This is a genomic window from Streptomyces sp. NPDC014656 (assembly GCF_043084305.1).
Taxonomy (GTDB): domain Bacteria; phylum Actinomycetota; class Actinomycetes; order Streptomycetales; family Streptomycetaceae; genus Streptomyces.
Genome location: NZ_JBIBZN010000006.1, coordinates 170,399 through 196,857 on the forward strand (window position 1 = coordinate 170,399; position 26,459 = coordinate 196,857).

18 protein-coding genes are annotated in these 26,459 nt (G+C 71.5%); 5 read left to right on the plus strand and 13 right to left on the minus strand.

The window, feature by feature from the left end:
• Positions 1 to 194 precede the first annotated feature (194 nt).
• The 4 genes from ACF1ED_RS16650 (at position 195) to ACF1ED_RS16665 (ending at position 5,805) form a co-directional block, all read left to right on the plus strand.
• Positions 195 to 860 (plus strand): response regulator transcription factor, encoded by a 666-nt coding sequence (locus tag ACF1ED_RS16650; protein ID WP_015037008.1) that lies wholly within the window; start codon positions 195 to 197, stop codon positions 858 to 860.
• A gap of 111 nt (positions 861 to 971) precedes the next feature.
• Positions 972 to 2,255: an HRDC domain-containing protein gene (locus ACF1ED_RS16655; RefSeq protein ID WP_391760996.1), complete on the plus strand. Its 1,284-nt coding sequence runs from the start codon at positions 972 to 974 to the stop codon at positions 2,253 to 2,255.
• A 200-nt stretch (positions 2,256 to 2,455) separates the two neighbouring features.
• Complete coding sequence (locus tag ACF1ED_RS16660; protein WP_391760997.1) at positions 2,456 to 3,670, plus strand: thiolase family protein; 1,215 nt, start codon at positions 2,456 to 2,458, stop codon at positions 3,668 to 3,670.
• A complete protein-coding gene (locus ACF1ED_RS16665; protein WP_391760999.1) occupies positions 3,667 to 5,805 on the plus strand; it encodes a 3-hydroxyacyl-CoA dehydrogenase NAD-binding domain-containing protein in 2,139 nt (712 codons plus the stop codon). The genes ACF1ED_RS16660 and ACF1ED_RS16665 overlap by 4 nt, the downstream gene beginning before the upstream one ends.
• A gap of 74 nt (positions 5,806 to 5,879) precedes the next feature.
• Here ACF1ED_RS16665 and ACF1ED_RS16670 read toward each other — a convergent pair whose 3' ends face one another.
• The 4 genes from ACF1ED_RS16670 to ACF1ED_RS16685 are packed head-to-tail and all read right to left on the minus strand — an operon-like array spanning position 5,880 to position 12,929.
• A complete protein-coding gene (locus tag ACF1ED_RS16670; protein WP_391761001.1) occupies positions 5,880 to 7,274 on the minus strand; it encodes a GDSL-type esterase/lipase family protein in 1,395 nt (464 codons plus the stop codon).
• A gap of 31 nt (positions 7,275 to 7,305) precedes the next feature.
• Positions 7,306 to 10,179 carry a stealth conserved region 3 domain-containing protein gene (locus ACF1ED_RS16675; RefSeq protein WP_391761003.1) on the minus strand — a complete coding sequence of 958 codons (2,874 nt, stop codon included), beginning with the start codon at positions 10,177 to 10,179 and terminating at the stop codon, positions 7,306 to 7,308.
• Complete coding sequence (locus ACF1ED_RS16680) at positions 10,180 to 11,130, minus strand: hypothetical protein (protein ID WP_391761005.1); 951 nt, start codon at positions 11,128 to 11,130, stop codon at positions 10,180 to 10,182.
• Positions 11,127 to 12,929: a stealth family protein gene (locus ACF1ED_RS16685; RefSeq protein ID WP_391761007.1), complete on the minus strand. Its 1,803-nt coding sequence runs from the start codon at positions 12,927 to 12,929 to the stop codon at positions 11,127 to 11,129. Before ACF1ED_RS16685 ends, ACF1ED_RS16680 begins: the two co-directional genes overlap by 4 nt.
• Positions 12,930 to 13,413: 484 nt before the next feature.
• Here ACF1ED_RS16685 and ACF1ED_RS16690 point away from each other — a divergent pair, with 484 nt between their 5' ends.
• Positions 13,414 to 14,490 (plus strand): LCP family protein, encoded by a 1,077-nt coding sequence (locus tag ACF1ED_RS16690; protein ID WP_391761009.1) that lies wholly within the window; start codon positions 13,414 to 13,416, stop codon positions 14,488 to 14,490.
• A gap of 69 nt (positions 14,491 to 14,559) precedes the next feature.
• On the opposite strand, the gene ACF1ED_RS16695 is transcribed toward ACF1ED_RS16690, so the two are convergent.
• From ACF1ED_RS16695 to ACF1ED_RS16735, 9 genes are all read right to left on the minus strand, one after another.
• A complete protein-coding gene (locus ACF1ED_RS16695; RefSeq protein ID WP_391761011.1) occupies positions 14,560 to 15,645 on the minus strand; it encodes a hypothetical protein in 1,086 nt (361 codons plus the stop codon).
• A gap of 115 nt (positions 15,646 to 15,760) precedes the next feature.
• Entirely contained in the window at positions 15,761 to 17,278 is a 1,518-nt protein-coding gene (locus ACF1ED_RS16700; protein ID WP_391761013.1) for an amino acid permease, read from the minus strand.
• Positions 17,279 to 17,454: 176 nt separating this feature from the next.
• On the minus strand, positions 17,455 to 19,374 hold the full coding sequence (gene dxs / locus ACF1ED_RS16705; protein ID WP_391761015.1) for a 1-deoxy-D-xylulose-5-phosphate synthase: 1,920 nt from the start codon (positions 19,372 to 19,374) through the stop codon (positions 17,455 to 17,457).
• A 206-nt stretch (positions 19,375 to 19,580) separates the two neighbouring features.
• On the minus strand, positions 19,581 to 20,891 hold the full coding sequence (locus tag ACF1ED_RS16710; protein ID WP_391761017.1) for a sugar ABC transporter permease: 1,311 nt from the start codon (positions 20,889 to 20,891) through the stop codon (positions 19,581 to 19,583).
• Positions 20,888 to 21,667 (minus strand): ATP-binding cassette domain-containing protein, encoded by a 780-nt coding sequence (locus ACF1ED_RS16715; protein WP_391761019.1) that lies wholly within the window; start codon positions 21,665 to 21,667, stop codon positions 20,888 to 20,890. The genes ACF1ED_RS16710 and ACF1ED_RS16715 overlap by 4 nt, the downstream gene beginning before the upstream one ends.
• Before the next feature lie 266 nt (positions 21,668 to 21,933).
• The gene (locus ACF1ED_RS16720; RefSeq protein WP_391761021.1) at positions 21,934 to 22,998 is read right to left on the minus strand and encodes a sugar ABC transporter substrate-binding protein; all 1,065 of its coding nucleotides are present in this window, start codon (positions 22,996 to 22,998) and stop codon (positions 21,934 to 21,936) included.
• 122 nt (positions 22,999 to 23,120) lie between these two features.
• On the minus strand, positions 23,121 to 24,341 hold the full coding sequence (locus ACF1ED_RS16725; protein ID WP_391761023.1) for an ROK family protein: 1,221 nt from the start codon (positions 24,339 to 24,341) through the stop codon (positions 23,121 to 23,123).
• Between the two features lie 156 nt (positions 24,342 to 24,497).
• Complete coding sequence (locus ACF1ED_RS16730) at positions 24,498 to 25,430, minus strand: carbohydrate ABC transporter permease (protein ID WP_391761025.1); 933 nt, start codon at positions 25,428 to 25,430, stop codon at positions 24,498 to 24,500.
• Positions 25,430 to 26,359, minus strand: a complete 930-nt coding sequence (locus ACF1ED_RS16735; RefSeq protein ID WP_391761027.1) for a carbohydrate ABC transporter permease — start codon at positions 26,357 to 26,359, stop codon at positions 25,430 to 25,432. Before ACF1ED_RS16735 ends, ACF1ED_RS16730 begins: the two co-directional genes overlap by 1 nt.
• Between the last annotated feature and the right edge of the window lie 100 nt (positions 26,360 to 26,459).

The following is a 26,459-nucleotide window of genomic DNA, read 5'->3' on the forward strand; positions in this document are numbered from 1 at the left end:
AGCGGGGGCCGCTCGTAGGATGATCGATCGCCCGTCCGAATTGCCCTAATTGTTACTCACTAAATCGTGATCTTTCCCTAAAGGCGGGCGGCCCCGCTGCCGAAAGAGTCATTGACCCCTTCGGCAGCGGGGTCCACCCCCGGCTTCTTCCCCGAGCCGACTCCGTCCCCTCCCCTTCACCCTCAGGAGGCCGAGTGTCCGTTCTGCTCGAGCAGCCCGCCAGCCTGGTCGCCTACCGCCCGAACAAGCCGACGGCCATGGTCGTCGTGGCCGACCCGCGCGTCCGCTCCACCGTCACCCGTCACCTGTGGGCGCTCGGCGTACGGGACGTGATCGAGGCGTCGTCCATCGCGGAGGCCCGTCCCCGCGTCGGCAACCCGCGCGACATCTGCGTGGCCGACGTCCACCTTCCCGACGGCAGCGGCCTCACCCTGCTGTCCGAGACCCGCGCCGCCGGCTGGCCCAACGGCCTCGCCCTCTCGGCCGCCGACGACATCGGCGCGGTGCGCAACGCGCTCGCCGGCGGCGTGAAGGGCTACGTCGTCACCGGCACGCGGACCAATATCGGCCACCCGACGCGTCCCGGCGCCGCGCCCATCGGCGCCGCGGCCGCCCGGCTCGGCCACCGCCGCCCCCCGGGTGCCCCGAGCCACCCGGGCGGCTACCGCGAGCTCTCCGGCCGCGAGGTCGAGGTGCTCCGGCTGGTCGCGGAGGGCCAGTCCAACAAGGCCATCGGCGTCTCCATGGGCCTCTCGGCGCTCACCGTGAAGAGCCACCTCGCCCGGATCGCCCGCAAGCTGGGCACCGGCGACCGGGCCGGCATGGTCGCCGTGGCGCTGCGGACCGGGATCATCCACTGACACCGGCCTGACGGAAACATGGCGCCTGTCGACGGAACGTTCCGTCGGCAGGCGCCCGCCGTCGGAACGTTCCGACGGCGGGCGCTTGCCGTCGGCGGATACCCTTGACAGGTGACCGACGCCCAAGAGACCGCAGCAGACACCGCACTGCGCACCACCGGGGGCGGCCCCCCGGACGACGACGTCCCTGTGAATGGGCTTCCGATCCCGTTGCTGGAGCCCCGGGAGGGCATCCCGCCGGTCGTCGCGAGCGACGAGGCCCTGGCCGGGGTGATCGCCGCCTTCGCCGCCGGGCGCGGGCCCGTCGCCGTCGACGCCGAGCGCGCCTCCGGGTACCGCTACGGCCAGCGCGCCTATCTCGTCCAGCTCCGCCGCGAGGGCGCGGGCTCCGCGCTGATCGACCCCGTCGGCTGCCCCGACCTCTCCGGTCTCGGCGAGGCCCTCGGCGGGACCGAGTGGATCCTGCACGCCGCCACCCAGGACCTGCCCTGCCTGCGCGACATAGGCATGCGCCCCTCCTCGCTCTTCGACACCGAGCTGGCCGGCCGGCTCGCGGGCTTCCCCCGCGTCGGCCTCGGCGCGATGGTCGAGTCCGTCCTCGGCTACGCCCTGGAGAAGGGCCACTCCGCGGTGGACTGGTCGACCCGCCCGCTCCCCGACCCGTGGCTGCGCTACGCCGCCCTCGACGTCGAACTCCTGGTCGACCTGCGCGACGCGCTGGAGGAGGAGCTGGACCGGCAGGGGAAGCTGGAGTGGGCCCACGAGGAGTTCGAGGCCATCGCCGCCGCCCCGCCCGCCCCGCCGCGCAAGGACCCGTGGCGCCGCACCTCCGGCATGCACAAGGTGCGCCGCCGCCGCCAGATGGCGATCGTGCGGGAGCTGTGGACGGCCCGCGACCGGATCGCCCAGCGGCGCGACGTCTCCCCCGGCAAGGTGCTGAGCGACGCGGCGATCATCGAGGCCGCGCTCGCCGTGCCGGGGAACGTGGCCGCGCTCACCGCCCTGCCCGGCTTCGGGCACCGGATGGGCCGACGCCAGCTGGAGCAGTGGCAGGCCGCCGTCGACCGCGCCCGGGCGCTGCCCGAGAGCGAGCTGCCGCAGCCGGGCCAGCAGCCGGCCGGACCTCCGCCGCCGCGCGCCTGGGCCGACAAGGACCCGGCCGCCGCCGCCCGCCTCGCCGCCGCCCGGACCGGAGTCACGGGCCTCGCCGAGCGGCTGCGCCTCCCGCAGGAGAACCTGATCACCCCGGACACCGTCCGCCGGATCTGCTGGGAGCCGCCCGCCGCGGCGGACCCGGACGCCGTCGCCGCCGCCCTCACCTCCCACGGCGCCCGCCGCTGGCAGGTCGGCCTGGTGACGCCGCTGCTGGTGGAGGCGCTGGCGGCGAAGGGCTGAGCCCGTGTCCCGCCGCGTACCCGAAGCCCCCGGCACCCCCTCGGCGCCGGGGGCTTCGGCCTGCCCGGGGATGTGACCTTCGCCGCTTGGCCCTCAGGGGGTGGGCAGCCTGGTTACCCACAAGTAGCATGGAGGAAGCAAGCGCACGCTTAGTGGTGTGCGCCGCAGCAGTGCCGTCCCGCACCTGGAGGAGAGCCATCGTGCCTCGTACCGTCAGGGACGTCGTCTTCGTCGACGGCGTCCGCACCCCGTTCGGCAAGGCGGGCCCGAAGGGCATCTACCACGAGACCCGCGCCGACGACCTCGTCGTGAAGGCCATCCGGGAGCTGCTGCGCCGCAACCCGGCCCTCGACCCGGCGAAGATCGACGAGGTCGCGATCGCCGCGACGACCCAGATCGGCGACCAGGGCCTCACCCTCGGCCGTACCGCCGGCATCCTCGCGGGCCTCCCGCAGTCGGTGCCCGGCTACTCCATCGACCGCATGTGCGCCGGTGCCCTCACCGCCGTCACCTCGGTCGCCGGCTCCATCGCCTTCGGCGCCTACGACGCCGTCATCGCCGGCGGTGTCGAGCACATGGGCCGTCACCCCATGGGCGAGGGCGTCGACCCGAACCCGCGCTTCGTCAGCGAGAAGCTGGTCGACGAGTCCGCCCTCTTCATGGGCATGACCGCCGAGAACCTGCACGACCGCTACCCGAGCATCACCAAGCGGCGCGCCGACGAGTACGCCGTGCGCTCGCAGGAGAAGGCCGCCAAGGCGTACGCCGACGGCAAGATCCAGCAGGACCTGGTGCCGATCTCGGTGCGCCGCACCGACCCGGCGGGCGGGGAGACCGGCTGGGGCCTGGTCACCGCCGACGAGCCGATGCGCCCGGGCACCACCCTGGAGTCGCTGGCCGGCCTGAAGACGCCGTTCCGCGTCCACGGCAACGTCACCGCGGGCAACGCGGCCGGTCTCAACGACGGCGCCACCGCCTCGATCATCGCCTCCGAGGACTTCGCCCGGGAGAACGGTCTCCCGGTCAAGATGCGCCTCGTCTCCTACGCCTTCGCCGGCGTGGAGCCCGAGGTCATGGGCTACGGCCCGATCCCGGCGACCGAGAAGGCCCTCGCCCAGGCCGGTCTGTCCATCGAGGACATCGGCCTCTTCGAGATCAACGAGGCGTTCGCGGTCCAGGTGCTCGCCTTCCTGGAGCACTACGGCATCGCCGACGACGACGCCCGCGTGAACCAGTACGGCGGCGCGATCGCCTACGGTCACCCGCTCGCCTCCTCCGGCGTCCGTCTGATGACGCAGCTGGCCCGCCAGTTCGAGGAGCACCCGGAGGTCCGCTACGGCCTCAACACGATGTGCGTCGGCTTCGGCATGGGCGCCACGGTCATCTGGGAAAACCCCCACTGGGAGGGCAAGTGAGCACCACCGCCGAGCTTCTGAAGGGCGCCGCCGAGCTCTTCCCGGACGAGGTCGTGACCTCGGCCCACGTCCGGCACTTCGAACTGCCCGCGGGTGCGGGCCGGTTCGCGCTGATCACGCTGGACAACGGCTTCGACCACACCAAGCCGACCACCTTCGGCCCGCAGTCGCTGGCCAACCTGAACACGGCGATCGACCAGGTCGAGGCCGAGGCCGCGAACGGTGAGATCGTCGCCGCCGGCATCACCGGCAAGCCGTTCATCTTCGCGGTCGGCGCCGACCTCAAGGGCGTCGAGCTGCTGAGGAAGCACGACGAGGCGCTCGCCATCGGCAAGGGCGGCCACGACGTCTTCAAGCGCCTGTCCGCGCTCGCCGTGCCGACCTTCGCGTACTACAACGGCGCGGCCATGGGCGGCGGCGTCGAGGTCGGTCTGCACTGCACCTACCGCACCGTGTCGAAGGCCCTCCCGGCCTTCTCGCTCCCCGAGGTCTTCCTCGGCCTGGTGCCCGGCTGGGGCGGCTGCGCGATCCTCCCGAACCTGATCGGCGCCGAGAAGGCCGTCCAGGTCATCATCGAGAACTCGCTGAACCAGAACCGCCAGCTCAAGGGCAAGCAGGTCTTCGAGCTCGGCATCGCCGACGCGCTCTTCGAGGGCGCCGACTTCCTGGAGCAGTCGCTCGTCTGGACGGCCGGCGTGCTGAACGGCTCCGTCGCCGTCGAGCGCCCGGAGATCGACCGGGGCGAGGGCTGGGACGCCGCCGTCGCCAAGGGCCGCGCGATCGCCGACTCCAAGGTGCACGGCGCCGCCCCCGCCGCCTACCGCGCCCTCGCCATCATCGAGGCCGCCAAGGACGGCGACCTCCAGAAGGGCTTCGACGCCGAGGACCAGGCCCTCGCGGACCTGATCATGGGCGGCGAGCTCCGCTCCGGCATCTACGCCTTCAACCTGGTGCAGAAGCGCGGCAAGCGCCCCGCCGGCGCCCCGGACAAGTCCCTGGCGCGCCCGGTCACCAAGGTCGGCGTCGTCGGCGCCGGTCTGATGGCCTCGCAGCTCGCCCTGCTCTTCCTGCGCCGCCTGGAGGTGCCGGTCGTCCTGACCGACATCGACCAGGAGCGCGTCGACAAGGGCGTGGGCTACGTCCACGGCGAGATCGACAAGCTGCTCGGCAAGGGCCGCATCAACCAGGACAAGGCCAACCGTCTCAAGGGCCTGGTCTCCGGCGTCCTCGACAAGGCCGAGGGCTTCGCGGACGCGGACTTCGTCATCGAGGCCGTGTTCGAGGAGATGTCCGTCAAGCAGAAGGTGTTCGCGGAGGTCGAGGCGGTCGCCCCGGCGCACGCGATCCTCGCCACCAACACCTCCTCGCTGTCGGTCTCCGAGATGGCGTCCAAGCTCCGGCACCCGGAGCGCGTGGTCGGCTTCCACTTCTTCAACCCGGTCGCCGTCCTGCCGCTCCTGGAGATCGTCAAGGGCGAGCGGACCGACGACGCCTCCCTCGCCACCGCCTTCGGCGTGGCGAAGAAGCTGAAGAAGACCGCGGTCCTCACCAAGGACGCCCCGGCGTTCGTCGTGAACCGCATCCTCACCCGCTTCATGGGCGAGATCCAGAACGTCATCGACGAGGGCACCTCGGTGGAGACGGCGGAGAAGGCGGTCGAGCCGCTGGGCCTGCCGATGTCCCCGCTGGTCCTCCTGGAGCTCGTGGGCCCCGCCATCGGCCTGCACGTCTCCGAGACCCTGAACCGCGCCTTCCCGGAGCGCTTCACCGTCTCCCCCAACCTGAAGGCGGTCGTCGAGGCCGGCAAGCGCGGCTTCTACGTCTACAAGCCGGAGAACGGCTTCAAGCCGGAGCTCGACCCCGAGGTCGCCGCGCTGCTCAAGCAGGGCGACACCGTCCTCACCGAGCAGCAGGTCCGCGACCGCGTCCTCGACGCGGTGGCGCAGGAGATCGGCCTCATGCTGGAGGAGGGCGTCGTCGCCGAGGCGCAGGACATCGACCTCTGCCTGATCACCGGTGCGGGCTGGCCCTTCCACCTGGGCGGCATCACGCCGTACCTGGACCGCGAGGGCGTCTCCGAGCGCGTCAACGGCAAGCGTTTCCTGGCGCAGGGCGTGGCGAGCGTCCCGGCGTAAGCGGTAGCGCGCACGAGTGAAGGGGCCGGTGGCGACAGCCACCGGCCCCTTCCGCGCGTCCCCCGGCTACCGGGTCACCAGCGCCCGGCGAAGGGGAAGTGCTCGCACTTCTCCCCGCACTCGTGGCGGGCCGCCAGCGCGGACCGCCGGATCCAGTGGTCCTCGGGCACGCCGTGCACCCGCAGGGTGTACGACGCGGGCTCGGAGTGCAGCGCGCTGAAGATCGCCACGAACTGGACGGTGTAGGTGCCCGGCCGCCAGTCGTGCTCGTGCGTCACCTTCCAGGTGCCGTCCTTCGCGACCGGGGCGGCCGCGATCAGGCGGTCGCCCTCCAGGACGATCACCTGGGAGACCCCCGGCGTCGCCGTCCCGGAGAACCGGGGCCGGGGGCCGCTGATCCTGCCCTCGCGCGGCCCGAGGACGACCGGCGGGTCGACGTGGCCCCGTACCGCGAAGGGGTGGGACGCCGAGGCGGTCAGCCCCTCGTCCGTGAAGCCCACGGCCTGGATCACGTGGTCGCCGACGGTCCACTTGAGCGCACGCCGCCAGGTCCACTTGCCCTCGGCGTTGACGCGGGTGCCGCCCAGGTACTCGCCCTGCTCGAAGAAGGCCAGGTAGGTGGTGCCGGGCTCGGCCGTGCCCCAGAACTTCTGCATCGCGCTGACCGCCTGCCCGGCCCGCGGGCCGGTGAAGACCGGCGCGGCGGTGGGACCCGGGGCGGTCCGCAGGATCCGCTCGGGCGATTCCACGGTGAACTCGGTCAGCGGCGGCGGGTACTGCGGGGCGACCGCGATCGCGTCCTGGTTCACCATGCCGAAGGGCATGGCGCCCGTGTGGTGGAGGCCGATGGCGACCAGCCGGGCGACCTCGTGGGCGCCGGCCGCGTTGAAGTGCGAGGCGTCGATCAGCCCGTCGGGGTGGTTGGGGTGCTCCCCGGCGTCGACCCAGCGGTAGTACTGGCGGGCCCGCTGGGGGCCCAGCTCCTGGAGCATCCGCGTGGTCATCGCGTTGAGGTCGACGAGGGGGGCGCCCGTCTCCGCGGCGACCTCGCGCACCACCCGGGGGTAGTCGTCGCGGGTGTCGGCGACCGTGCCGTCCGCCTCGAAGACGCAGCGCGCCGCCGGGGTCAGCAGGACCGGGAGGGCCCCCTCCCCCCGGATGCCGTCGACGTACAGGTGGAGGTACTCCCGCAGCTCGCGGTGGGTGTGGTACAGCCCCGGCTTGTCGATGCGCTGCTCGACCCCGCCGAAGTCCACGAGCACGATGTCGTCGGGCTCCAGCAGGTTGAGCAGCGTCAGGAACCGCTCGGTGTAGTACGCCCGCGCGGTCATCGCGTCGCGCGCGTAGTTGCGCACGTCGTGGTAGATGCCGACGTACTCCTTGAGGAACTGCCCCCAGCCGGCGAAGGGCGCCTCCTTCTCGGTGCGCGAGGCCGCGACCGAGTTGCCGATGATGCAGATCTTGCTCACGAACTCTCCTCTGTCGTACGGGGCGACGGGGTCACAGCGGCCACTCGGGAAGCAGGCCGGAGTGGTAGCGCCGGCTGCGCGGCGACCCGTACTCGAACTGGCTCGCGATCGGGAAGTAGCTCGGCAGGAACGCCGCGAGGATCGCGTCCTGCTCGTCCGCCGACACGTCCCCGTCGTGGAAGTCGTTCAGGCAGAAGACGTCGTTCGGCCGGGTGATCAGCAGCCGGTTGAGCCGTGCCCGGTGCTCGCTCAGGCCCACGTTGACGAAGCCGCAGGAGATGCTCCCCGGCACCGAGAAGCCGGTGTGGTACCCGTGGTAGTGGTGCAGCGAGGACGCGATGGACACGTCCGTGTGGCTGCGCAGCCGGCTCGCGGCCGTCCCCGCCACCCACTCCGGGTACGACTCCGTCAGGTCCTCCATGACGCTGCGCCGCAGCGCGTACGGGGCGTGCAGGAAGGCGTGCGTGAGGACCTGGCCGAAGCTGTCGTAGATCAGCGCGCGGTTGTTCTTGGCGGCGCTGATGTTGAAGTCGTCCTGGGCGTTCGGCGGCACCATCGGGATCGCCGTCGGCGACTGGAAGTGCTTGGCCTGCCCGTTGGCCGCGAAGAAGAGGCTGGGCAGGACCGTGCGACCGATGAAGAAGTCGTCGTTGAAGTAGAGGAAGTGCTCGGAGAGGCCCTCGATGTTGTGGAGCTGGCTCTCGATGGCGTGCGAGTTGAAGGTGGGCAGCGCGCCGCGGTCGCCGAAGATCTCGGTGTGGTCGACGACGCGTATCCGGTGGTGCGACTGGTCGAGCCAGGCGGGCGCCTGACGGTCCGTCACGATGTAGATGTTCCGGATCCACGGGGCGTACATGTCGATGGACCGCAGCGAGTAGCGGAGTTCGTCGCGGCTGCGGAAGCGGGCGGCGCTCGCCGCCGCGTCGACGGTCTCCAGGCCCAGCTGGGAGAGGACCTGGTTCTTGCGCTCCAGCCAGGCGACGTCGGAGCCGTCCACCCAGGTGTAGACGGCGTCGACGGGGAAGGTCACCTCGCCGTGCAGCGGGTGCGCGAACGGCTTGATGGTCGGGAACACCCGGCCGGAGTGGGTCGTCGAGGCCGGCGTCATCGCGGCCTTGGGGATCCGGTCGCCGATGAGCGTGCGGTTCGGCGAGACGAAGACGTCCGGGTCCTCGGGGTCGACGTCCCAGAAGGCGATGGTGCAGCCGTACACGGCGCCGAAGCGGGCGGTGCGCGAGAGCGACACCGCGCTGCCGTACACCCGCAGGGCGGCGTGCGGCTGCTCGGCGACCCGCTCCAGCAGCCCGGCGAGCACCGTGCTCACCGCGGTGTCCCGCTCGTTGAGCAGCGCGACGTACACCGGCTCGTCGCGGTACCGCTCGGTGAGCGCCTTGACGACCGTCTCGCGGTACGAGGCGTGCACGGCGACCGAGTTGCGGACCTTGGTGTCGCGCACCACCAGGTACGGCACGCCGGCCGCCTCCAGGGCGTCGGCGGCCAGCGCGAGGTTGGCGTGGACGATGTCGAAGGGCGACTCGGCCTCGGTCACCCGGCAGAGCTGCCCGCCGTCCCGGACGAGCTGGGGGAACCGCTTGGCGATCCGCTGTTCGAGGCCGCGCTGCTCGCCGGTGCGGAGCTGGCTGGCCGGGGCGGGCGTGGCGGGCGTGGCCGTGCCCTGGAGTCCGCTGGTGACGGCGTGGACGGCCTGGCGGTCGGCCTTCCGGACCGCCCGGGCACCGCTGTCCCGTTCGGCGACGAGCTCCCGGAAGATCGACTCCCACTGCGCGGTGACGGCGTCGGGCGCGAAGCGGGTGATCGAGGAGTGGGCCGTGGCGCCCATCCGGTGCCGCAGCTCGCGGTCGGACATGAGCAGGCTGAGCCGGCGGGCGAGCGCCTCGACGTCCCCGGGCGGGACGAGGATGCCCGACTCGCCGTCGAGGATGATCTCGCGCGGGCCGTTGGGGCAGTCGTACGAGACGATCGGCACGCCCGCCGCCTGGGCCTCCATGAGGACGAGGGGGAAGGCCTCGTTGCGGGAGGTCATCAGGGCGATGCTGGACTTGGCCCATTCCTCGGCGAGGTGCGGCGAGTTGCCGTTGAGCTGCACGGAGTCGTAGAGGCCGAGCTGGGCGACCTGCCGGCGCAGCGCGCCGCTGAGCGGGCCGTCGCCGAAGATCCGCAGGCTCCAGTCCGGGTGGTGCGGGGCGAGCAGCGCCCAGGCCTCCAGGGCGTGGTCGATCTGCTTCTCGCCGACGAGCCGGCCGGCCATCACGACCGTGCGGGTCTCCAGGGTGGAGCGGGGGCGGAAGCCGGCGGGGAGGGCGTTGGGGACGACGTCGATCCGGGGGGCGCCGGCGCCGAGGGTCTCGGCGAACCAGTCGCGGGTCCGGCCGCTGAGCACGGCGAGGGCGTCGAGCCGGGAGGCGTACCGGAGCAGGGGCTCGCCGCTGGTGCCGCGCAGCTCGGAGACGCGGTGCTCCTGGTGCAGGGTGATGACGCGGGCCGGGGCGAGCTGGACCGCCAGGGCCATCAGGGCCGGGGTGGTCGTGATGAGGACGTCGGTGTCGGTGCCCTGGAGGTGCAGCTCCAGTTCGAGGTCCGACAGGCGGTTGAACGCCGCCTCCCAGGCGCGGTCGACGAGCGCGCTGGGCTGGGCGGCCAGCCCGGCGTAGACGGTGCCGTCGAGGCCGGCGGCGCGCACCGGCCGCGGGGCCGGGCCGGTCTGGTCGACGAGGTAGTCGACGCGGACCCGCTCGTCGAGCGGGAAGAAGAGCTCCGGCTCGCTGCGGAAGACGCTCAGGATCCGGACGTCGTGGCGCCCGGCCAGTTCGGCGGCCTGGTTGAAGACCGCTCGTTCCGTCCCTCCCACGGCGTCCGCGGTGGTCAGGAGAAAGGTGATCTTCATTCAGTCACTCCGCCCGGCTTCGGGCATGCGGCTGCAGGTGACCCGGAAGTTTCCGGCAGCGGTGTATCGGGGGTGCACGATCATGGGGTCGAGGCCGCGCGGGGCGACCACCGTCTCCTTGATCGCGAAGACGCGCAGCGGGTTGCGCACGTCGTGCAGGCGCCGGCCGAAGCGCATCGGCCGGACGTCGGCGTCGCAGAGCGAGACGTCCCAGTGGTCGACCCCGCGGCGCAGCCGCATCTGCTCCAGCGGGACGACGACGCGCCAGGTGGCGGGGCCGATCCGGTCGAGCGGCATCGAGATGCGGCGCCGCTTCTCCTTGAACTCGGCCCAGGGCTCGCCGACCTCGGTGCCGAGGACCCGGATGTCGACGACGAGCCCGGAGTGCGAGAGGTCGACCCGGGTGATCTCGGCGGCGGGCCTGGCCTCGGCGGAGACCACGCGGGCGTTGCCGGTGAGGGTGCGGCCGATGCGGTGCCGGTCGCCGGTGATCGGCGACGCCTTCATGGGCTTGGTGGGGCCGCCGTAGGGGACGGGCGGTTCGAGGAGGAGCAGCGGCAGCCGCTGGGACCTGCGGTCGTGCAGCAGGAGCCGGAGCTTCCAGCGGCCGGTCTCGATCGGGAGGCCGCCGACCTCGTCGCCGAGGAGCACGGCCGCGTCCATGAGCACGGAGCCGTCGCGGTCCTGGTACACCCGGGCGGGGACGCGGTGCCGGCCGCGCAGCCCCCGGCGCAGCTCGATCTCGGCCTCGCGCGGGACGGCGGCGGAGGCGGGCAGCTCGGCGTGCAGGTTCACGGTCTGGCCGTCCAGCAGGGCGGCGTACCGGAGCTTGGCCCCGCTGTTGCGGCGCACGGGCAGGAAGAAGCTCTGCATGAGCCAGGCCCTGCGGACCACGGCCCAGGTGATGAGGGCGCGGCGCAGCCGCCCGAGTCGATAGCGGACTGAAGTCATGGCTGCGTACGTCCCAGGTCGGTGGTTCGGCGGGTGGGGAGCCCCACGGCGTCCGTGCGCTCGTACGGGCTCGGCACCGGGAAGTAGTCGTCGAGGAAGCGCCGCACCATGCGCTCCTGCGCGGCGGGGTCCTCGGGCACGACGGTGTCGTTGATGCAGAAGGTGTCGAAGTCGCGCCGTGCGACGAGCCGGTCGAGGCGCTGCTGGGCCCCCCGGTCGCCGATGTCGATGTAGACGTAGCGCAGGTCGCCGACGGTGGCGCGGGCCGAGTGGTAGGCGAAGTAGTGGTGCAGCGAGGAGGCGATGGGCACGTCCTGCGGCGAGCGGAAGCGCGCGTGCTGGGTGGTCCAGTGGGCGCGCGGGTAGGTGTGCTCGATCTCGGCGAGGACGGAGCGGCGCAGGGCGTGCGGGGTGTGCTTCATCTTCTGCGAGACGAAGGTGCCGAACTGCTGGGCGATCAGGCCGCGGCTGTTCTTGCCGGCGGCGTTGACCGGGAGGTCGCCGGGGAGGGCGCGGCCGGTCGGGATGAGCGCCTTGGACATGAAGAACTTGCTGAGTCCGTTGGCGTGGAAGAAGTGCCCGAGGCTGGTCGGCCGGGCGAAGAACACGTCGTCGTTGAGGTAGAGGAAGTGTTCCGACAGGTCGTGGATGTGGTGGAGCTGGCTCTCGATGGCGTGCGAGTTGAAGGTCGGCAGCGCCGAGGGGTCGGAGAAGATCTCCTGGTGGTCGACGACCCTCAGGCCGGGGTGGTCGAGGTCGAGCCAGCCGGGCACCTGCCCGGCCGTCACCAGGAAGACGTTGCGCACCCAGGGCGCGTACTGGTGGATCGAGCGCAGTGAGTAGCGCAGCTCGTCGCGGCTGGTGAAGCGGGCGTCGTTGGCGGCCTGCTCGTGCAGGGCGGGGCCGCCGGCCGTCTCCAGGCCGAGGAGGCGGCGGGTGCTGTCCTTGGTGCCGCGCCAGACCGGGTCGTCGGCGTCCACCCAGGTGTAGACGACGTCCACCGGGAAGGTGTGGTCCTCGGGCAGGTGGGCGGTGAACTCGGGCAGGGTGCGGGCCGTGCCGGTGGTGTACTGCGCGGGCACCGGGCTGAAGAGGGCCTGCGGCGCCTCGACGGTGTGCGGCTCGGCGGCGGTCTCGGTGACCACCCGGTTGGGGCGGGGGGCGATCAGCTCGCCGTCCTCCTCGGCCCAGAACTCCAGGTCGCAGCCGTGCTTGGCGCCGAAGACGAGGCGGCCGGTCGGGTCGCAGACGATCCAGGCGACCCGCAGGACCTTCGAGGAGCGCAGCCGCCGCCAGGTCGCGGCGGCCTCGCCGGGGCGGATGTCGCCGGGACCGGCGCCGACGTAGCCGGGCTCCTGTCCGAAGGCGTACGCGAGCAGGTCCTCGGTCTCCTCGCGGAGCCGGGCGGGGACGGCGACGGCGGGCACGCCCTGGGCGGTGCCGCGGACGCAGAAGTACTCGATGCCGGCGTCCTCCAGGAGGCCGACGAGGAGGTGGAGGTTGCGGGCGCGGGCGGCCCAGGCGGTGATGCCGGGGACCTCCAGGGCGCGCAGGTGGCGGCCGCCGTCCTGGATCACCCGCAGGGCGCCGCGCTCGGTGTCCGAGCCGCCCCGGCGTCCGCCGATGGCGCGGGCGACGACGGCGGAGCGGGCGGAGTCGACGCCGGCCAGGGTGCGGGCCACCGACTGGCGGACGGGCTGGGGGATGCCGGCGACGATGCGGCGGCGCGCTCGCGCGGGCACGAGGGTGCGGTAGGCGGAGACGAGCGCACTGGACTCGGGGTTGCGAGAGGTCGCCACCGTGTTCAGCCCACCATTTCCACACCCAACGCATGCGAGACATGCGCCCGGAACCACGCGCGTGCCCGGATCTGTTTCAGTCCGGACTCAACGCTGAACTCCGGCCCCCCGAAGTCTCCGGACCACGGCAGGCCCGGAAGAACGTTTCTCTCGATGCAAACCACATCGAGGTTCGTTCGCACCGGATCTTCACATCCGAGCCACCCCTCAGACAACTTACCGAAGGCTTATTCGACCAGCTGTTATGCAGCTGAGATGTGAACGGCGCCCCCGGCCCGGCCGGCCCGGCGGAACGCCGCCCGCCGTCTCCGGGAGTCCCCGCGCGCTCACCCCGCGTCGTACACCCGTCCGATCTTCTGCCTATACTCCACGCTCTACCCGCGCGCCACCGTGCCCGCGTTACCGGAGGCGGGGGGGCGCCGACGAAGGCGGGGACGCCGAGGAGCGTCCCGAACGGTCACCAGGATTCGAGGAACCGCACACGATGAGCCAGGACACCCGCACGCCCGAGGCCGTCGGCGGACGCCGTGGCGCCGCCACCCCGCGCAAGCGCCGCAGGACCGGACGGATCGTCCTCCTGACGCTCCTGGCCCTGCTCCTGGCGGCGGGCGGCACGCTGTACTGGATGTACAGCAGCATCGACGGCAACATCAAGGCCGTCGACATCGACAAGGCGCTCGGCGACGACCGTCCGGAGAAGCTCCCCACCAGCGGCCAGAACCTGCTGGTCCTCGGCTCCGACTCGCGCGCCGGCGACAACGGCGACCTGGCCGGCGGCGCGGTCGGCGGCGGCCGCTCCGACACCACCCTCGTGGTGCACATACCCGAGGGCCGCACCCAGGCCGTCGCCGTCAGCATCCCGCGCGACACCCTGGTCACCCGCCCCGAGTGCGTCCGCGGCGACGGCACCACCGCCCCCTCGGCCAAGCGCGTCATGTTCAACTCCATCTACGCCCAGTACGGCTCCGCCTGCGTGGCCAAGACCGTGGAGTCGATCTCCGGCGTCCGCCTCGACCACTTCATGGAGATCGACTTCTCCGGCTTCAAGGACCTGGTCGACACCATCGGCGGCGTCACCGTCGACGTGAAGGAGCCGATCGACGACAAGCAGTCCGGCCTCCACCTCGAAGCCGGCCCGCAGAAGCTCGACGGCACCCAGTCCCTCGCCTTCGTCCGGACCCGCCACGGCGTCGGCGACGGCTCCGACCTGGGCCGGATCTCGCTCCAGCAGCAGTTCCTCACCTCGCTGCTCGCCGAGGTCAAGAAGCAGGACCTGCTCGGCAGCCCCGCCAAGAGCTACAAGATCGCCGACTCGGCGACCAAGGCGCTCACCACCGACTCCGAGCTCGCCTCGCTGACCGCGCTCGGCGACTTCGGCCGCAGCCTCAACGGCGTCGACCCGCAGAACATGGAGACGATCATGCTGCCGGTCGCCTACGACAAGATCGACGGCAACCGCGTCGTCGCCTACGAGCCCAACGCCTCCCAGCTGTGGAAGGCGATCCGCGAGGACACCGAGATCCCGGCCTCCGCGAAGAAGTCCCCCGCGACCGGCGGCTGATCCCCGCCGGCTCCCCCGGACGCACGCGTGCCCCGGTCCCCTTCCGAGGGGGCCGGGGCACCGGTCCGTCTAGAGGCGCGTCCAGGGCGCCAGGGCCAGACCCTGCTCCGCCTTCTGGCGGGTGACCACCACTCCCCCGTCGGGCGTCAGCGCCGCGAGGACCGCCGCGCCGTCGCGGTCCGTGGTCAGGGCCGGCGGGCCCAGCACCGGCGGGCCCGAGGGGCTCCAGTACAGGCCCATGTCCTCGCGCTCCGCCATGAAGGCGCCGAGCGAGACGACGCCCGCCGCGTCGCACTGGGCGACGAGGGTGCACGCGTACCCGTCGATCAGGCAGCCGGTGGCCGTCAGCGGGCCCTCGCCGACGCCCTGGGCGAGCGGGGTCGGGGCCAGTCCGCGGCCCGGCGACCAGACGCAGACCCGGCCGTGGCCGTCCACGTAGTAGAGCGTCACGTGCCCGGAGGGGCCGGTCACCGCGGCGAGCGTGCCCTGCGTCACCGAGGCCGGCACCGGGTCCTCGGCGACCGGCTTGGCCCCCGGGTCGTGCTGGACGTAGCGCCGCAGCCCGCGGTCGGTGGAGGTGTAGAGCTCGACGAGCCCCTTCCCGGTCACCGCCGCCACCGGGTTCTGGTCGGAGCGGCCGCCCCGCAGGTCCCACCAGGGGTGCCAGCCGCCGGCGTCCTTCTGGATCCGCGCGCTGACGCCGCCGCCGCGGTTGCGGACGAAGACGTGCAACCGGCCCTGGGCGTCCACGGCCACCGCGGGGTTGCCGAACCACTCGGCGTGGTTGTTGGAGTGCCCGATGGACTTCCACTCCACGTTGGGCCGGCCGGTCTGGTACTGGATGCTGTGCACCAGTTCGACGTGCTGCTCCCCCGCCTCCGCGCCGGTGGCGGTGGGCCGGATGCCGATCAGGTGCACGTACCGGTCCGGGCCCTGCGCGACCGCGAGGAACGGCAGCAGCCCGCCGCCGCCGACGTCGACCGGGCCGGTGAAGCGGTGCCCGGCGCCCTCGGTCCAGCGGGCCACCTCGCCGCCCCGGGGGACGAACACGCTGAAACGCCCCTCGGTCCCCCGGGCCAGCCAGTCGCCGTGCATTTTCGGGGCGCGCGGGGAGCCGTGGGCGGGGTCGGCGGGGGCCTGGGGTCGGTTCACCATGAAAGGATTCCAGCACTCCGGATCGTGGGGACACGTACGATCCGACTGTATCCGGCCCCTCCGGCCCGCCACCCCCCGCCGTCCGCTTCCGGCGGCCGCCCCGGCCGCCGGCGGATCAGGAACGGATGCCCGTGTCCCGCCGGCCCAACCGGCTGTGTCCGCGCCCGTACGCGAAGTACACGACGATGCCGATCGCCATCCAGACCGCGAAGCGGAACCAGGTCTCGCCCGGCAGGTTGAGCATCAGCCACAGCGAGGCGGCGATGGAGACGATCGGCAGCACCGGCACCCACGGGGTGCGGAAGGCGCGGTGCAGGTCGGGGCGGGTGCGGCGGAGGATGATCACGCCGACGGCGACCATCACGAAGGCGAAGAGGGTGCCGATGTTCACCAGGGTCGCCAGCTCGTTGATGCTGGTGAAGCCGGCCACGATCGCGATGATCACACCGAGCAGGATGGTCGGGCGGTACGGGGTCTTGAACCGGGGGTGCGTCTTCGAGAAGAAGCGCGGCAGCAGCCCGTCGCGGCTCATCGCGAAGAAGACGCGGGTCTGACCGAGCAGCAGGATCAGACAGACCGTGGTGAGGCCGACGGCCGCGCCGAAGCTGATCACGCCCGCGTAGAAGGGATGGCCGGCGGCTTTGAAGGCGTCGGCGAGCGGGGCGCTCACGGACAGCTCGGTGTAGTGCTGCATGCCGGTGACGACCAGGGCGACCGCCACGTACAGCACGGTGCAGATGAGCAGCGAGCCCAGGATGCCCCGGGGCATGTCCCGCTGCGGCAGCTTGGTCTCCTCGGCGGCGGTGGCGACCACGTCGAAGCCGATGAAGGCGAAGAAGACGATGGACGCGGCCGTGAAGATGCCCATGACGCCGAAGTTGGTGGGCTCGTACCCGAAGAGCAGCTGGACGAGCGGGGAGTCCCAGTTGGAACCGCCGCCCTCCGGGGTCACGGCCGGCGGGATGAACGGCTCGTAGTTGTCGCCGACGATGAAGAACAGGCCCGCGACGATCACGATCATGACGACGGTGACCTTGATCGCCACCACGACGGCGGTGATCCGGGCGGACAGCTTCATGCCGACGACCAGGATCGCGGTGAGGACCAGGACCAGCAGGAAGGCGAGGATGTCGAAGGTGCCGCCCGGCACGTCCGGGCCCTCCAGCGAGGCGGGCAGGTGCCAGCCGATGTTGTCCATCAGCGAGCGCACGTACCCGGACCAGCCGACCGCCACCACCGCCGTGCCCAGCGCGAACTCCAGGACCAGGTCCCAGCCGATGATCCAGGCCGGCAGCTCGCCGATGGAGGCGTACGCGAAGGTGTACGCCGATCCCGCCACCGGCACCGTCGAGGCGAACTCGGCGTAGCACAGGGCGGCCAGGGCGCAGACGATGCCGGCCGCGACGAAGGCCAGGGCGGTGGCCGGGCCGGCGTTCTCCTTGGCGACCTTGCCCGTCAGGACGAAGATGCCGGTGCCGATGATGACGCCGACGCCGAAGACCGTGAGGTCCCAGGCGGAGAGGGATTTGCGGAGCGCGTGCTCCGGTTCCTCGGTGTCCCTGATGGACTGCTCGACCGACTTTGTCCGGAAGACTCCGGAGCTGGCCCTGGGGGGGCGCTGGTCCGTGCTCACCGTCGTACCTCCGCGCCGTCTTGACGTCGGGTATCGGGGCCCCCGCGGAAGGGGGTCGAGGGGACGCTTGCCCGCATTGAAGCCAGGATGCACGCGAAAGGGCCGGTCGGCACCCGGGAGGGTGAACCGACCGGCCCAATGCTGACGCGGAGTGACCGTTCCGCCGGGGGCGGGGATCAGTCGCGGGCGGGCTCCACGGCCTGCCGCGCGGCCTCGAACCGTCCGTCGAGACGCGAGACCAGGCCGGTGACCTGGCGCGCGATGTCGGGGGCGGTCAGCCCGATCTCGGCCAGGACCTCGCCGCGGGAGGCGTGGTCCAGGAAGACCGGCGGGATGCCGAAGTCACGCAGCGGCACGTCGACGCCGGCGTCGCGCAGCGCCTGGGCGACGGCCGAGCCGACACCGCCGACGCGGCTGTTGTCCTCGACGGTGACGACGACCCGGTGGCCGGCGGCGAGCGGCGCGAGGGCCTCGTCGACCGGCTTGACCCAGCGGGGGTCGACCACGGTGGTGGAGATGCCCTGCTTGTCGAGCAGGTCGGCGATCTCCAGGCACATCGGCGCGAGGGCGCCCACGGAGACCAGGAGGACGTCCGGCCTGTCGCTGTCGGCCTCGCGGAGCACGTCCATGCCGCCGACCCGGCCGACGGCGGGGACGGCGGGGCCGACCGCGCCCTTGGAGAAGCGGACCACGGTGGGCGCGTCGGTGACCTCGACGGCCTCGCGGAGCTGGGCGCGGACCTGGTCGGCGTCGCGCGGGGCGGCGAGCCGCAGGCCGGGCACGACCTGGAGGATCGACATGTCCCACATGCCGTTGTGGGAGGCGCCGTCGGTGCCGGTGACGCCGGCCCGGTCGAGGACGAAGGTGACGCCGCACTTGTGCAGGGCCACGTCCATCAGGACCTGGTCGAAGGCGCGGTTGAGGAAGGTCGCGTAGACCGCGAAGACCGGGTGGAGACCGCCGGTGGCGAGGCCGGCCGCGGAGACGGCGGCGTGCTGCTCGGCGATGCCGACGTCGAAGACCCGCTCGGGGAAGGCCTTGGCGAACTTGTCGAGGCCGACGGGCTGGAGCATGGCCGCGGTGATGGCGACGATGTCCTCGCGCTCCTTGCCGAGCGCCACCATCTCCTCGCCGAAGACGCTGGTCCAGTCGGCTCCGGAGGAGGCGATGGGCAGACCGGTGTCGGGGTGGATCTTGCCGACGGCGTGGAAGCGGTCGGCCTCGTCCTGGAGGGCGGGCTGGTAGCCGCGGCCCTTCTCGGTGAGGCAGTGGACGATCACCGGGCCGCCGAAGCGCTTGGCGCGCGTCAGGGCGGACTCCAGGGCCTCGATGTCGTGCCCGTCGATGGGGCCGACGTACTTGAGGCCGAGGTCCTCGAACATGCCCTGGGGGGCGATGAAGTCCTTCAGGCCCTTCTTGGCGCCGTGCAGCGTCTCGTACAGCGGCTTCCCGACGACCGGGGTGCGCTCCAGGATGTCCTTGCCGCGGGCGAGGAAGCGCTCGTAGCCGTCGGTGGTGCGCAGGGTCGCCAGGTGGTTGGCGAGGCCGCCGATGGTGGGCGCGTAGGAGCGCTCGTTGTCGTTGACGACGATGACGAGCGGGCGGTCCTTGGCGGCCGCGATGTTGTTGAGCGCCTCCCAGGCCATGCCGCCGGTGAGGGCCCCGTCGCCGATGACGGCGACGACGTGGTCGTCCTTCTTCAGGACCTGGTTCGCCTTGGCGAGGCCGTCGGCCCAGCCGAGGACGGTCGAGGCGTGCGAGTTCTCGATCACGTCGTGCTCGGACTCGGCCTGCGAGGGGTAGCCGGAGAGGCCGCCCTTCATCTTGAGCTTCGAGAAGTCCTGGCGGCCGGTGAGCAGCTTGTGCACGTAGCTCTGGTGGCCGGTGTCCCAGAGGACCTTGTCCTTCGGTGAGTCGAAGACGCGGTGCAGGGCGATGGTCAGCTCGACCACGCCGAGGTTGGGGCCGAGGTGGCCACCGGTCTTGGAGACGGCGTCGACGAGGAAGGTCCGGACCTCCGCGGCCAGCTGGTCCAGCTGTTCCGGGGAGAGCCGGTCCAGGTCGCGCGGTGTCCTGATACGGGTCAGCAGGGCCACCCGTGCCTCCTTGCGTTCTGAGCTGGTCGAGCTTGCCGATTTTGCCGAGTCTAATGTTCCGTCTTGGATCGTGGGCATCGGGCCGGGCGGAGCGGCATCACCCTCATGGGGGATGTACTGCTCCGGACGCGACGGTGCCCGGCACCGGTTTCCCGGTGCCGGGCGATGTGGCCCGTGCCTCACTCGCCCCCGCCGGGGGCGGCGCGTCAGGCGCGTCCCGCGGACTTCTGGGTCTTGCGGGAGACGGAGTCGATGATCACCGCGATGAGGAGCACCGCGCCGGTGATCATGTACTGGATCGCGTTGGACTCCAGGTTGAGCTGGTTGAGGCCCTGGACGATCGACTGGAGCACCAGGATGCCCAGGAGCGCCGACCAGACCTTGCCGCGGCCGCCGAAGAGGGACGTGCCGCCGATGACCGCCGCGGCGATGCACATCATGAGCTGGTTGCCGCCGCCCAGCGAGCGGTCGGCGCCGCCGGTGGCGGAGGCCAGGAAGAGGCCGCCGACGGCGCCCAGGGTGCCGGAGATCATGAAGACCGAGGTCCGGATCCAGGCGACGTTGATGCCGGCCCGGCGGGCCGCCTCGATGCCGCCGCCGACCGCGAAGACCTGGCGGCCGTAGGTGGTGCGGCGCAGGACGAAGTCGGTGACCAGCAGGATCACCAGGAAGATCACCAGGGAGAGGGGCAGGCCCTTCTCCTGGTTGAAGCCGTATGCGGCGACCAGGACGAGGACCGCGAGGACGCCGGTGCGCAGCAGGATCTCGCTGTGCGGGCGGTGCGGCAGCTCGGCCGCCCTGCGGCGGGAGGAGTCGCGCAGCTGGGCGAGGTAGAAGGCGGCGATCACCACGACGGCGAGGCCGTAGGCGGCGATGACGTCGGAGAAGTAGTACTTGGTGAGGTCGCCGACGAAGCTGCCGATGGGCGTCGGGATGGTGGAGCGCTCGCCCATCACCCAGGTCTGGAGGCCGGCCCAGCCGAGGAAGCCGGCGAGGGTGACGACGAAGGCGGGGACGCCGATCTTGGCGAAGACCAGGCCGTGGAAGGCGCCGAGGAGGGTGCCGGAGAGGATGCCCAGGAGGATCGCGAGGGAGTCCGGCATGTCGGTGGCGAGGACGCCCCAGACGGAGCCCGCGAGGCCGGCGACGGAGCCGACGGCGAGGTCGATCTCGCCGAGCAGCAGCACGAAGACGATGCCGACGGCCATGATGCCGGGGCCGGCCGCGTACAGCGTGATCTGGTCGAGGTTGTACGAGGTGATGAAGTTGCCGGTCAGCGCCTGGAAGACGATGCCGATGACGATCAGGCCGATGACGACCGGCAGGGAGCCGATCTCGCCGGAGCGGATCTTGCGCTTGAACTCGTCGGCGTAGCCCTTGAAGCCCTGCTCGCGGACGAGGAGGCGGGGGTCGACGGCGGGGATCGCGGCGGCGGCCGGGGTCTCGGTCGCCGCGTCCTCGGAGGCGCGGGGCTCGGGCACGGGCGCCTCGTCGGTCGCCTTGGGGGTCGTGCTCACTGGGCTACCTCCGCGGTGCGGGCCTGCCGGCGGGTCACGGCGTTGTCCGTGGCGCCGGTGATCGCCGCGATGATCTCTTCGTGCGTGGTGGTGGCGACCGGGAAGGTGCCGTTGTTGCGGCCGAGGCGCAGCACGGCGACGGTGTCGGCGACGGCCTTCACGTCGGCCATGTTGTGGCTGATGAGGATGACGCCGAGGCCCTGCTCGCGGAGCCGCTCGACCAGGTCGAGGACCTGGGCGGTCTGCTCGACGCCGAGCGCGGCGGTCGGCTCGTCCAGGATGACGATCTTGGGGTCGCCGACCAGGGCGCGGGCGATGGCGACGACCTGCCGCTGGCCGCCGGAGAGGGCGGCAACGGGGATGCGGACGCTGGGGATGCGGATGGAGAGCGTGGAGAGGAGGTCCTTGGCCCGCTTCTCCATGGCGACCTCGTCGAGGACGCCGCCCTTCTTGAGCTCGCGGCCGAGGAAGAGGTTGGCGACGACGTCGAGGTTGTCGCAGAGGGCGAGGTCCTGGTAGACGGTGGCCACGCCGAGGTGCTGGGAGTCCTGCGGGCGGGCGATCTCGACCGGGCGGCCCTCCCACTCGATGACGCCCTCGTCGATCGGGTGGACGCCGGCGATCGTCTTGACCAGGGTGGACTTTCCGGCGCCGTTGTCGCCGACCAGGGCGACGACCTCACCGGCGTGGACTTCGAGGTCGACACCGGAGAGGACCTGGACCGCTCCGAATCGCTTGAAGATCCCGCGCAACGCCAGGACAGGCGTCTGGGACACGTGAACCAACTCCTTCGCCGCCCGTGGACGGGGGCAGCGGCATGTCGCGCCGTACGGCGCCGAGTTCGAGGGGGGCTGTGCTCGTCCGGCCCCGGACCGACAGCGGGGTCTGGGTCGGCCGGGGCCGGACGGGTCTGGGGGCGGAGCCGCGTCACGGGGACGGGCGCGTTCCGCGTCCTGCCGGGGCTGACGGTCCGGCAGGGGTGGTGCGGGGTCCGGGAGCCGGGGCTCCCGGGGGCCTGTCCGCCGGACAGGCCCTCAGGGGCTTACTTGATGCCCAGCTCGGCGCACTTGGCGGCGAGGTCCGCGGTGCAGATGTCGGCGGCGGCGTAGATGCCGTCCTTGATCACCGTGGACTGGATGTTGGTCTTGTCGACGACCACCGGCGGGAAGAGGGTGGACTTCACGCCGTCCGTCTCGCCCTGGGCGCCGAGGTCCTTGCCCTGGAGCAGGTTGACCGCGAACTTGGCGGCCTCGGGGGCCAGCTGGAGCGGCGACTTGTAGATGGTGAAGGTCTGGGTGCCGGCGACGATGCGCTGGATGCCCGCGACCTCGGCGTCCTGGCCGCCGACCGGGATGTTCTTGATGCCGGCGTTCTCCAGGGAGGTGATGATGCCGCCCGCCATGCCGTCGTTGGCGGAGTAGACGGCGCCGATCTTGTCCTTGCCGACGGAGGAGACGGCGGCGGCCATCTTCTCGCCCGCGACCTTCGGGTCCCACTCGCCGGAGGCCTCGTAGGCGATCTTGCCGACCTTGCCGTCGAGGGCGGCGTGGGCGCCCTTCTTGAAGAGGGCGGCGTTCGGGTCCTTCTCGTCGCCGTTGATCATGACGACCTGGGCGGTGGCGGCCTTGGCGCCGAGGGCGGCGAGGAGCGCCTGGCCCTGGAGCTCGCCGACCTTGTTGTTGTCGTGGCTGACGTAGGCGTCCGCGCCCTCGATCGCGCGGTCGTAGGCGACGACCTTGACGCCCTTGCCCTGCGCCTCCTTGACCCAGGCGGCCGACTTGGCGGCGTCGACCGAGCCGAGCGCGATGACCTTCACGCCGTCGGCGATGAGCTGGTCGAACTGCTGCTTCTGCTTCACGACGTCGGAGACGGCGTTGTTGTACACGACCTCGCAGTCGCCGCAGGCGGCCTTGACGGCCTTCTCGAACTGCGGCTTGTCCAGCGACTCGTAGCGCGCGGTCTTGTTCTCCGGGAGGAGCAGACCGATCTTGGTCGAGCTTCCCTTGTCCTCGCTGTCGCCGCCGCCGGCCTGGCCACAGGCGGAGAGCGCGAGGGCCATCGAGACCGCGGCCGAGCCTATGACGACACGGCGAGTCATTGCGTTCATGTGGGGTTGCCTCCCTGACGAGGCCGCGACGGTGCGGCCGAGGTGTCACGAAGTCAACTCGGCCGCAACACCGTCGTCAAGAAGTGAAAACTTAACGAGATGACAACGGTGGTTATTGTTTTCTAAGTGAAGGCAGGCACGGCCACCGGACCGGCCGCCTGAAATGCACCTTCTGTCCCGTTGAGCAGGGTCGAATCGCCCATCTCGCTCAGCACCAGGGCCAGCGCGCCGAGCACCTCGGCCCGGCCGCCCAGGGCCCCCTGCGCCAAGGAGAGCCGGCGGGCGGCGCTCGGGATCGCGTACCGGCCCACCGAGTCCCGGATGGGCGCGAGCACCAGCTCCCCCGCCTCCGCGAGGTCGCCGCCGAGCACGACCCGGCTCGGGTTCAAGAGATTGCAAAGATTGGCGACGCCGCTGCCGATGTGGCGGCCCACGTCGGCGACGACCCGGCGGCAGCCCGGGTCGCCCTCGCGGGCCAGCTGCACCACCCGCTCCATGGTGAGGTCCGGCCCGTGGCTCGGCTGGAGCAGCGGCAGCACGTACCGCGCGGCCGTGAAGGTCTCCAGGCAGCCGCGGTTGCCGCAGCGGCAGACCGGGCCCGACTCGTCGAGGGTGATGTGGCCGATCTCGCCGGCCGTGCCGCCCGGGCCCCGGTAGACCCGCCCGTCGATCACCAGACCGGCGCCGACGCCGCTCGCCACCTTGATGTACGCCAGGTCCTTGACGCCCCGGCCGCTCCCCCACACCAGCTCGCCGAGCGCGCCCAGGTTGGCGTCGTTGTCGACGTGGACGGGGACCCCGAGCCGGGCGGACAGCTCCTCGGCCGGGTTGATTCCGCTCCAGCCCGGCAGGATCGAGGTCGAGCCGAGCGTCCCGGAGGCGACGTCGATGGGGCCGGGCACGCCGAGGCCGACGCCGATCACCTTGTCCCGGCCGATGCCGGTGGCCGCGATCAGCCGGTTGACCAGCTGCTCCGCCCGGTCGAAGCCCTCCGCGGCGGAGGCGTCCACGTCGAGCGGCTCGGCCTCCTCGGCGAGCACCTGGTGGGCGAGGTTGCCGACCGCGACCCGCAGGTGGGTGTGGCCGAAGTCGACGCCGATGACGATGCCCGCGTCGCCGGAGAGCGACACGCTGCGGGCCCGCCGGCCGCCCGCCGAGGTGGGGGTCACCTCGACCGTGCCGCCGTCCTTCAGCTCCCGGACGATGTTGGAGACGGTCGCCGCCGACAGTCCCGTCGCCCGGGCGATCTCCGCCTGGGTCAGCGAACCGGCCATCCGGACGGCCCGCACGACCCGCTCGAGGTTGGCCCTGTGCAGAGACGTCTGCGACCCCGGAGTCTCCATCGACTCTTTCACTCCCACCGTTTTCTCCAACATGTGAACTCTAAGGGGACGCTTTCGCCTTCACTCCCGTCAAGACCCGGAACAGCCGAAGGCCCCCGCACGCGGACGCGTGCGGGGGCCTTCGGGAGCGTGGGAGCGCTCCAGCCGTTCCGGGCGCTACTTCACGGCGCCGGCGGTGAGTCCGGCCACCACCTGCCGCTGGAAGACGACGTACGCGGCGAGCACCGGCAGCATCGCCATCACCAGTCCGGCGAAGAGCCCGGACCAGTCGCCCTTGTAGCCCTGGCTGACCGCGAGCTGCACCAGGCCCTGCGAGAGCACCTTGTGGTCGGGGTCGGTGTTGAGCACCGTCGGCAGCAGGTACTGGTTCCACTGGCCCAGGAAGTTGAAGATGCCGACGCTGATCAGGCCCGGCTTGGCCATCGGCAGCATCACCTGGAAGAAGGTGCGGGTGTGCGAGGCCCCGTCGATGCAGGCCGCCTCCGCCACCGAGGTGGGCAGCGTCCGGAAGAAGGCGGTGAGGAAGAAGACGGTGAAGGGCAGCGAGTACGCGATGTAGACCAGGATCAGCCCGTGGATCGTGTCCAGCAGGGCCATGTTCTGCATCACGTAGAAGAGCGGCACCAGCGCCAGGATGATCGGGAAGCTCATCCCCCCGATGAAGAGGAAGTAGAGGAAGCGGTTCCCGGGGAACTCGAAGCGGGCCAGCACGTACGCCGCCATCGAGCCGAAGAGCAGGGTGCCGACCAGCGAGCCGCCGACCACCACGACGGTGTTCAGGAAGTACTCGCTCATGTGGGCCTGGGTCCAGGCGCGCGACCAGTTCTCGAAGTGGAGCGCGTCCGGCAGCGACCAGGGCGAGGTGAAGATCGCCCGGTCGGTCTTGAAGGAGGTCATCACCGCCCAGAGCAGCGGCAGCACCACCATGATCGCCCAGATGATCAGCACGCCGTGCGAGAAGACGTTGAGGACGGCGCCCTCGCGCTTCTCCCCGGCGGGGGCCGCCGCCTTGCGGACGACCGGGACCTGGTCCGTGCGGATCGCGGGCATCTGCGCGTCCCCGGCGGGCGGGGTGTCGGTGGTCTTCATCAGAACTCCAGCCGCTCGCGCCGGCCCAGCTTCATCACGACCGCCGCGAAGGCGAGCGTGACGAGGAGGAGCGCGACGCCGATGGTCGTGGCGTAGGCGGCCTGACCGTCCCGGAACGCCTTCTGGTACACGTACAGCGGCAGGACGATGGTCGAGTAGTCAGGCCCGCCGCCGCTCGGCCCGACGGTCATGATCTGCACCACCGCGAAGGACTCCGCGCCGAGCGCGAGGATGCCCATGTAGATCCACCCCGACTGCACGGTGTCCCAGAGCAGCGGCAGGGTGATCTTGAAGAAGGTGGTGAAACGGCTGGCGCCGTCCAGCAGCGCGGCCTCGTAGAAGTCGCGCGGAATGGACGCCATACCCGCCGAGAAGAGCACCACGAAGAAGCCGACCGTCGACCAGACGAGCACGACCATCACGCAGATGAGGGCGAGGTCCGGATCGCCGAGCCAGTCCGGCTGGAGACCGCCGAGACCGACCGCCCTGAGGAACGAATTGATGGCCCCGCTGTTCGGGTTGTACGCGAACTGGAAGAGCAGCGCCACGATCACGATCGACAGGACCTGCGGGAAGAAATAGACGATCTTGTAGAAGGACGAGCCGCGGACGCCCGTGACCGCCGCGCCCTTACGCCGCCGGCCCCCGACATTCAGCATGAACGCCAGGAAGAGCGCGAATCCCACCGTCACCAGGGGAAGGACGACGGCGAAGGTCAGGCTGTGCTGGAGCGATTTCCAGAAGATCTCGTCGTCGAGCAGTCTCGTGTAGTTGTCGAGACCGACGAACCCGAATTCGGGACTCAGACCGGACCAGTCCGTGAGCGAGTAGTAGATGGACTGGATGAACGGCCAGATGACGAAGAGCGCGTAGAGCGCCAGGGGGACCACCAGGAACCCCACGATGAAACGGTACTTGCCGTGCTGCATTCCGAACCGACCCCGATCTCCGGCGAAGGGCGCGCGCCGCGGCGCCGCGCGCCGAGGGGCCGGGGCCCGCTCCCGGTCGGCGGGAAGGGGCCCCGGCACT

Bases quoted from the DNA above. Each gene is read 5' to 3' on its own strand.
- ACF1ED_RS16675 (WP_391761003.1), bottom strand. From the start codon at position 10,179: ATGAAGATCACCTTTCTCCTGACCACCGCGGACGCCGTGGGAGGGACG.
- ACF1ED_RS16680 (WP_391761005.1), bottom strand. From the start codon at position 11,130: ATGACTTCAGTCCGCTATCGACTCGGGCGGCTGCGCCGCGCCCTCATC.
- ACF1ED_RS16730 (WP_391761025.1), bottom strand. From the start codon at position 25,430: ATGAAGACCACCGACACCCCGCCCGCCGGGGACGCGCAGATGCCCGCG.
- ACF1ED_RS16690 (WP_391761009.1), top strand. From the start codon at position 13,414: ATGAGCCAGGACACCCGCACGCCCGAGGCCGTCGGCGGACGCCGTGGC.
- ACF1ED_RS16695 (WP_391761011.1), bottom strand. From the start codon at position 15,645: ATGGTGAACCGACCCCAGGCCCCCGCCGACCCCGCCCACGGCTCCCCG.
- ACF1ED_RS16725 (WP_391761023.1), bottom strand. From the start codon at position 24,341: ATGGAGACTCCGGGGTCGCAGACGTCTCTGCACAGGGCCAACCTCGAG.
- ACF1ED_RS16720 (WP_391761021.1), bottom strand. From the start codon at position 22,998: ATGAACGCAATGACTCGCCGTGTCGTCATAGGCTCGGCCGCGGTCTCG.
- ACF1ED_RS16735 (WP_391761027.1), bottom strand. From the start codon at position 26,359: ATGCAGCACGGCAAGTACCGTTTCATCGTGGGGTTCCTGGTGGTCCCC.